This window comes from Acidimicrobiales bacterium (assembly GCA_035316325.1).
Classification (GTDB): Bacteria; Actinomycetota; Acidimicrobiia; order Acidimicrobiales; family VFJN01; genus DASXTK01.
The window spans coordinates 1-6,945 of record DATHJB010000081.1 but is presented as its reverse complement, the minus strand read 5'-3'; the positions used below and the strand labels follow the sequence as shown (position 1 = coordinate 6,945).

The window sequence follows — 6,945 nt, the reverse complement described above, 5'->3', positions numbered from 1 at the left end:
CGGGAGCGACGCGGAGCGCCCCGACCCGGACGGGTCGACCACGACGACCGGGGGCGATGCCGACCCCGCCGGCGTGCAGCGCTGCGACACCACCAGCCCGTTCTGCCAGGTCGACGCCGAGTCGCTGCCGTTCCAGGTGGTGCTCGAGCAGGGGATGAGCGGGCTCGGCATCGCCACCCTGGAGCTGACGTCGGTCGAGGACAACGTCGTCGGGCTGGTGGGCGTCGAGCCCGACGGCGACCGCCTGCCGGCCGAGGTCGGCGCCGGCGGGACCGTCTGGCTGCACAACCTGGTCGTCGGCAACGTCGCCGTCAGTGCCGACGAGTCGGTCGATCTGAGCCTGGAGCGCACGCCGCGCGACAACGTCGGCGTCGGAGGGCCGACCCCGCCGCCGGCCGACCCGGTGTTCGACCCGTCGTCGCGTTCACCCGCGTGCAACGGCACCTACCCCTACGACCCGGCCGCCCCGGTCTACGCCGGGCCCGGGCCGCACCCGCTGGGGCTGGAGCGGGTCCTCCTGCCGGGCGACGGCCCCGACACGTACCGGATCCAGGACAACGGCCTGGGCGGCAGCCTGGGGCCGTGGCTCTCGGCGACGGATCCCGACAGCGACGGCATCTACACGGGAGCGCAGCTCCTGCTCTGCTACCAGGTGGCCACCGACGCCGCGGCCGCCCCGGTCGGCGCGTGCGAGTACCCCGAGACCGACACCCAGGACTTCGCCCGGCTCGACGTCGTGCCCGCCACCTACGTCTTCGCGGTCTACGAGGCGAAGACCGGCGCCTTCGTCGAGACGTTCACGATCCCCGGCACGGCCACCCCCGCCGACTCCTGCCCCGAGCTCATCGTCTTCACCGACCAGACCCAGGTCGCACAGGGCGTCGACACCACCGCCCTGCTGGACCGCCTCCGCCCCCGCATCGAGGCCCCTGCCTGACCCCGGGAGTCAGCCGGCGAGCTGCTGCGACATCAGGGCCGTCGCCCACTGCTGGAAGCGGTCGACGGGCCAGGCCCGGCGCCTCCGCATCGCCGACAGCCAGCTGACGACGCGGCTCAGGCGTGGCGGGTGAGCTCGACCGAGACGGCCGGTGTCGTCGACGGCGCCCCGCTGAAGATGCCCTTCAGTGGGGGGACGTCGCCGTAGTCGCGCCCGCGGGCGACGAGCACGTGGCGCTCGCCGACGGCGACGGCGTTCGTGGGATCGAACGGCCACCATGCGCCGGTCCACGCCTCACACCAGGCGTGGCTCTCGCCGTGCACCGTCTCGCCGATCGGGGCATCGGCCTGGGGGTGGAAGTACCCGGACGCGTACCGGGCCGGGATGCCCATGCTGCGCAACAGCGCGCTCGCCAGGTGGACGAAGTCCTGGCACACGCCCCGGCCGCTCCGCCACGCCTCCGCCGCCGAGGTCGAGACGCTCGTGGCGCCCCGTTCGTAGACGAGCGCCGCCCGCACCCAGTCGCCGACGAGCTCGAGCGCCTCGTGCGGTGTGGACGCCTCCTTCCGGAGGGTCGTGCCGATCGCGTCGAGCCCCTGGTCGACCGCCGTCGACGCGAGGTACTCGAAGTACGCCTCCCCGACCGCGGCATCGTCGAGCTCGGCCCAGCTGATCGTCGGCCGGTCGGTCGGGTGGGCGGCGGCGGTCTCGACGATGGAGGATCCGACCACGACGAGCTCGCGATGGGGGACGTGGATGTCGAAGGCGTGGACGAGCGTCCCCCAGTAGTCCCAGTAGCTGACCGGGCGAGCGGACGGCGTGACCTCGATCCGGGCCTCGACCGTGACCTGACCACCGGTGGTCAGCGGCGTGACGCGCACCTCGTTGTACGACGTCACCACGTCGTGGGCGTAGCTGTAGGCGCTCGTGTGCCGGATGCCCAGTCGCCAGCTCATGCGCTCCACTCCAGCGGGGCGTTCTCGCCGAAGTAGCGCTCGGCGATCGCGGTGCCGGCGTCGAAGCAGTGCTGCTGCAGGCGGTAGAGGTGCCCGGGGAGATCGCGGGTGAGCTCGTCCACCGAACAGAACTCGAGCTCGGTCCGGGCCTGGCCCAGGCTGCGCCGGGCCGGATCCTGCAGGCCGGCGCGCCCGAAGGACGGGTCCAGGTCGGCGAGGCACTCCTCGGCGGCCCGCAAGGCGGAGAAGACCGAGCGCGGGAACAGCCGGTCGAGGACGAGGAACTCCGCCGCCAGGGAGACGTCGACGGCGCGTTGGTACGTGCGCAGGTAGGCCTCGTAGGCGCTGCAGGAGCGCAGGGTCGTCACCCAGCCCGCTTCGCCCCAGCTCTCACCGAACCGGGCGGACAGCAGGCGGGCGGTCATGTCGACGCGCTCCAGGCTCCGCCCGAGTCGCAGGAACCGCCATCCCTCGTCGCGGCTCATCGTCGACTCGGCCAGGCCGGCGAACATCGCGGCCCGCTCCTTGACCCACCGGAAGAAGGCGTAGGCGCCCTGCTCGTGGGGCACGGCAACCCCCGTGCGGAGGGCCTCGTGGGTGCGGTTCAGGCACTCCCACATCTCCGACGAGATCGCATCGCGGGCGCCCCGGGCGTTGCGCCAGGCCGCGGACATCGAGCCCACGATGGAGCCGGCGTAGTCGCCGTCGAACGCGAGGATGCGGGTGACGGCCGCGGGATCCGCAGCGACGGCTCGCTCGGCGCCGACGCCCATGACCTCGAGCAGCGCGGCGCACGCCGCGGCCTCGTCGACCCACCGGTCCTCGAGCAGCAGGTGGTAGTGCACGTCCAGGATCCGCGCCGTGTCCTCGGCGCGCTCCGTGTAGCGCCCGACCCAGTAGAGGGACTCGGCGATGCGGCTCAACACGGTGCGGCCCTCGACTGTTGCTGCTGTTGTTGCTGCTGGTGCTGTGCGGGCTGCGCCCCGTCGGAACCGGCAGGGGCCTCGGCCGGCGGCCGGGACCACACGGACCCGGGCTGACGCGCTCCGGCGGCCACGAGCCGCTCGAGTGCCGCACCCGACGGCGTCAGCACCCACGTGTCCTTCGAACCGCCGCCCTGGCTCGAGTTCACCACGAGGCTCCCCTCCGGTAGCGCGACCCCCGTGAGGCCGCCCGGTGCCACCCAGAGACGGTTCCCGTCGTTGACCGCGAAGGGCCGGAGGTCCACGTGACGAGGGGCGAACCCGCCGCCCGTGTGCGTCGGCGAGGTGGAGAGCTGCACGACCTCCTGGGCGATCCACCCGCGTGGGTTCTCGAGCAGCTGGCGCCGCGTCCGTTCGATCTGCTCGTCGGACGCCGCAGGGCCGACCACGATGCCGTAGCCGCCGGATCCGTCGACCGGTTTGATCACCAGCTCGTCGAGCCGGTCCAGGACGTCGGCCCGCTGGTCGGGGTCGCGCATGTCGAAGGTGTCGACGTTGGCGAGGATCGGCTCCTCGGCCAGGTAGTACCGGATCAGGTCCGGGACGTAGCGGTACAGCGCCTTGTCGTCGGCGACGCCGTTGCCGACCGCGTTGGCGATCGTGACGTTCCCCAGACGGGCCGCGTTCACGATCCCGGCGCAGCCCAGCACGGAGTCCGGGCGGAACTGGAGCGGGTCGAGGAACTCGTCGTCGATCCGCCGGTAGACGACGTCCACGCGCTGCCGGCCGGACGTGCTGCGCATGAAGACCACGCCGTCGCGGCACACGAGGTCGCGGCCCTCGACGAGGGCGATGCCCATCTGCCTCGCCAGGAAGGCGTGCTCGAAGTACGCGGCGTTGTGGACGCCCGGCGTCAGCACGACCACCGTGGGATCCGCTCGACCACCCGGCGCGGCCGCCCGCAACGCCTCGAGCAGGTGCGCCGGATAGTCGGCCACGGGCCTCACGCGCTGCATGGCGAACAGCTCGGGGAACACGTGGGTCATCGCGCGGCGGTTCTCGATGACGTAGGAGATCCCCGACGGCGTGCGGAGGTTGTCCTCGAGCACGCGGTAGCGGCCCTGGACGTCGCGCACGAGGTCGATCCCCGCGACGTGGATCCGGACGCCGTTCGCGGGCCGGAACCCGGCGACCTCCCGTCGCAGCTGGGTCGAGGAGAGCAGCAGCGACCGGGGGACGACCCCGTCCGCCAGCACCCGCGCGGCGCCGTAGAGGTCGTCGAGGAACGCCTCGAGGGCCATCACACGCTGCGCCACGCCCGACTCGATGACCTTCCACTCCGCCGCCGAGATGATCCGGGGGAGCAGGTCGAGCGGGAACGGCCGCTCCTCACCGGACAGCGAGAACGTGATCCCCTGGTCCCGGAAGCTGCGATCCCGAGCGATGCAGCGCTCGCGGAAGTCCTCCGCGGTGAGCGCTCCGAGGGCGGCGTGCACGACGCCGTAGTGCGGGCGGGTCACGCCCCGCTCCTCGAACATCTCGTCCCAGGCTCGACCGCTCGGCTCGTAGGAGTCGAAGTCGAACAGAGCCATCGCCCCGTCTGTAGCCGAGCGATGTTTCCCCTTGATTTCGGGGCTCTTGCTCTTCACGCTGCATTCATACCCGCGCCCAACCGCGGATACCTCGCTACAGGAGGGTGAGCCTGTGCTGGTACGGGTCGGTTGCTCCTTCGTGCATGCCGCGACCGCGCCGGTTCACGCGATTCTGCAGGTCGAGCCCCGGCGCGACGCGGTCGGCGCTGTCGTCGACGATGCCTGGGACAACGACCCGCCGACCACCGGCACCACCTACGTCGACCTCTACGGCAATCTCTGCCGCCGGCTGACGATCCCGGACGGGCGCTCCTCGCTCAGCTACGACGCACTGGTGGAGGTCGACGACTCGCCCGATCCGGTCCGGGCGGGTGCCCAGGAGGTCGCCGCCGACGAGCTACCCGCCGATGCGCTCGTCTTCACGCTGCCGAGCCGGTACTGCCCGTCCGACGAGCTGGCCGACGCGGCCTGGGCGCTCTTCGGGTCGACGAGCCCGGGGTGGAACCGGGTCCAGGCGATCTGCGACTGGGTGCACGATGCGATCCGCTACGACCCCGCCAGCAGCACACGGCTCACGACCGCGGTCAACGTGTACGAGGAACGGGCCGGCGTCTGCCGTGACTTCGCCCACCTGGCGGTCACGTTCTGCCGGGCGTTCAGCATCCCGGCCCGCTACGCCTTCGGCTACCTACCCGACATCGGGGTGCCGCCTCCCGACGACCCCATGGACTTCTGCGCCTGGATGGAGGTGCTCCTGGACGACCGCTGGTGGACCTTCGACCCCCGCAACAACGTCCCCCGGGTGGGCCGTGTGCTCATCGGCCGAGGACGTGACGCGCTCGACGTCGCCATGATCACCGCGTTCGGCGACGCCCGGCTCGAGACGATGGCCGTGCACGCCGACCAGGCCGACCAGGCCGACGAGGCCGACGAGGCCGTGACGTGACCCTGCTCGCCGAGACGACCACCAGCCGTTCGCTCGTGCTCGACCAGGACATCCGCTACGAGTTCGCGGCACCGGTCGAGCGGCTGCGCCAACGTCTGATCGTCGTCCCGCCACCCGTCCACGGAGCGCAGCGCCGCATCGACTGGTCGCTCACCGTCACCGGCGTGGACGGCATCGTGCGCCGCACGCGCACGGACCGGTTCGGCAACGTCGTGATCGACGTCGGAGCCCCACGCGTCGAACGCTGGATCCGGTTCGCCGTCGAGGTGGAGGTCGAACGGGTGGCCTCGCACGAGCCGCACACGATCGCGGTCGACCCCCGCTTCCTCCGGCCCACCCCGCTGACCAGGGCTGACGCTCGCATCCGCAACCTCGTCGGCCCCGGCGCGGGACCGGCCGACATCTGCGCCCGGGTGCGTCGCTCGCTCACCTACGAGTGGGGGATCACGGACGTCGGGACCAGCGCCGCGGCGGCCATCCACGGCGGTCGAGGCGTCTGCCAGGACTTCGCCCACGTCATGATCGCCGCGTGCCGAGACGCCGGGATCGCCGCCCGCTACGTCTCCGGGCACCTCGTGGGTGAGGGTGGCAGCCATGCCTGGGTCGAGACGCTGCTCCCCCTCCCGGCCCGCCCGGGAGAGTGGGTCGTGGAGGCCTGGGACCCGACCCACGATCAGCCCGCGGGCGACGGGTACGTGACGATCGCCGTCGGCCGCGACTACGCCGACGTGGCGCCACTGTCCGGCACCTTCGTCGCCACCACCCCCACCAGCCACCTGTCCGTCCGCAAGCGCCTGGGTCAGGCCGCTTAGCTCAGGGACCGGGGAAGGCCGCGAGCAGGTCGTCCCGCTCCAGGGGCCCGGTGATCCGGACGTCGTCCTCGGGACGGTTCCGGCCGAAGACCAGTCGGAGGAGGGCCTCGCCGGAGGTCCCGATCGTGCTCTCGGCCTGCTGGCCGTCGACGCACGGTGCGATCGCCGCGGCCTCGCCGACGGTCAGGTCCCAACACTCGTCGCGGTCGGTCACGTCGACACGGGCCTGGAACGGGCGGTCCGAGCCGCGCCCGGCACGACCGACGATGAGCGGCACCTGGGGAACGAGCAGGTCGACCGCGGCGGGCGGCACGACGGCGGAGGGGTCGAGCGCGACCTCGACGTCCCACGTGTGGATGGCGTGCTCGGTCAGACGGAGCTGCTGGACGTACCCGGCCACGTCGACGACGAAGGCGCCGTCGAACAGCGAGATCTCCAGGTCCGAGAGGTCGTCGTCGCTCAGCGACTCGAGGTGGGCGACGTGGCGCTCCACCGCGGCTGCGCTCTGCTCCCGCTGCTCGGTGGGTGACAGGGCGTTCCAGCGGTCCCACACCTCGGGGAAGCCGGCCCGGTCGGGCTCGGGCTTCCCCTCACGCGCCGCGACCAGGAACGGGTCGAGCAGCTCCGCCTGGCTGCCGAGGTGCGACAGGACGTCCGCGATCGTCCACTCGCTGGCGAACGACCCCCGCTCGAGCTCGTCGGGCTCCAACGGGACCACGAGGCTCTGCAGCCGGTCGTGGGACGAGCGGAGGACCGAGATGGCACGTCGAGCAGAAGAG

The 6,945-nt window shown here is 72.2% G+C and carries 7 protein-coding genes; 3 read left to right on the top strand and 4 right to left on the bottom strand.

From position 1 onward, the window contains the following. Positions 1 to 937 (top strand): hypothetical protein (locus tag VK611_11930; GenBank protein HMG42034.1); only part of this gene is annotated, 937 nt, incomplete at its 5' end. Positions 938 to 1,053: 116 nt separating this feature from the next. Here VK611_11930 and VK611_11925 read toward each other — a convergent pair. From VK611_11925 to VK611_11915, 3 genes are read right to left on the bottom strand one after another with little or no spacing between them, the layout of a single operon-like run. Next, positions 1,054 to 1,893, bottom strand: coding sequence for a transglutaminase family protein (locus VK611_11925; GenBank protein HMG42033.1), 840 nt, complete (start codon positions 1,891 to 1,893; stop codon positions 1,054 to 1,056). Beyond that, complete coding sequence (locus VK611_11920; GenBank protein ID HMG42032.1) at positions 1,890 to 2,819, bottom strand: alpha-E domain-containing protein; 930 nt, start codon at positions 2,817 to 2,819, stop codon at positions 1,890 to 1,892. Before VK611_11920 ends, VK611_11925 begins: the two co-directional genes overlap by 4 nt. Next, on the bottom strand, positions 2,813 to 4,408 hold the full coding sequence (locus VK611_11915; protein ID HMG42031.1) for a circularly permuted type 2 ATP-grasp protein: 1,596 nt from the start codon (positions 4,406 to 4,408) through the stop codon (positions 2,813 to 2,815). The genes VK611_11920 and VK611_11915 overlap by 7 nt, the downstream gene beginning before the upstream one ends. Positions 4,409 to 4,520: 112 nt before the next feature. Here VK611_11915 and VK611_11910 point away from each other — a divergent pair, with 112 nt between their 5' ends. Both VK611_11910 and VK611_11905 read left to right on the top strand, forming a co-directional pair. Next, a complete protein-coding gene (locus VK611_11910; protein HMG42030.1) occupies positions 4,521 to 5,354 on the top strand; it encodes a transglutaminase family protein in 834 nt (277 codons plus the stop codon). Next, a complete protein-coding gene (locus VK611_11905; GenBank protein HMG42029.1) occupies positions 5,351 to 6,166 on the top strand; it encodes a transglutaminase family protein in 816 nt (271 codons plus the stop codon). Before VK611_11910 ends, VK611_11905 begins: the two co-directional genes overlap by 4 nt. 1 nt (position 6,167) lies before the next feature. Here the strand turns inward: VK611_11905 and VK611_11900 are convergent. After that, a partial coding sequence (locus tag VK611_11900) for a maleylpyruvate isomerase family mycothiol-dependent enzyme (GenBank protein HMG42028.1) occupies positions 6,168 to 6,945 on the bottom strand: 778 nt, incomplete at its 5' end.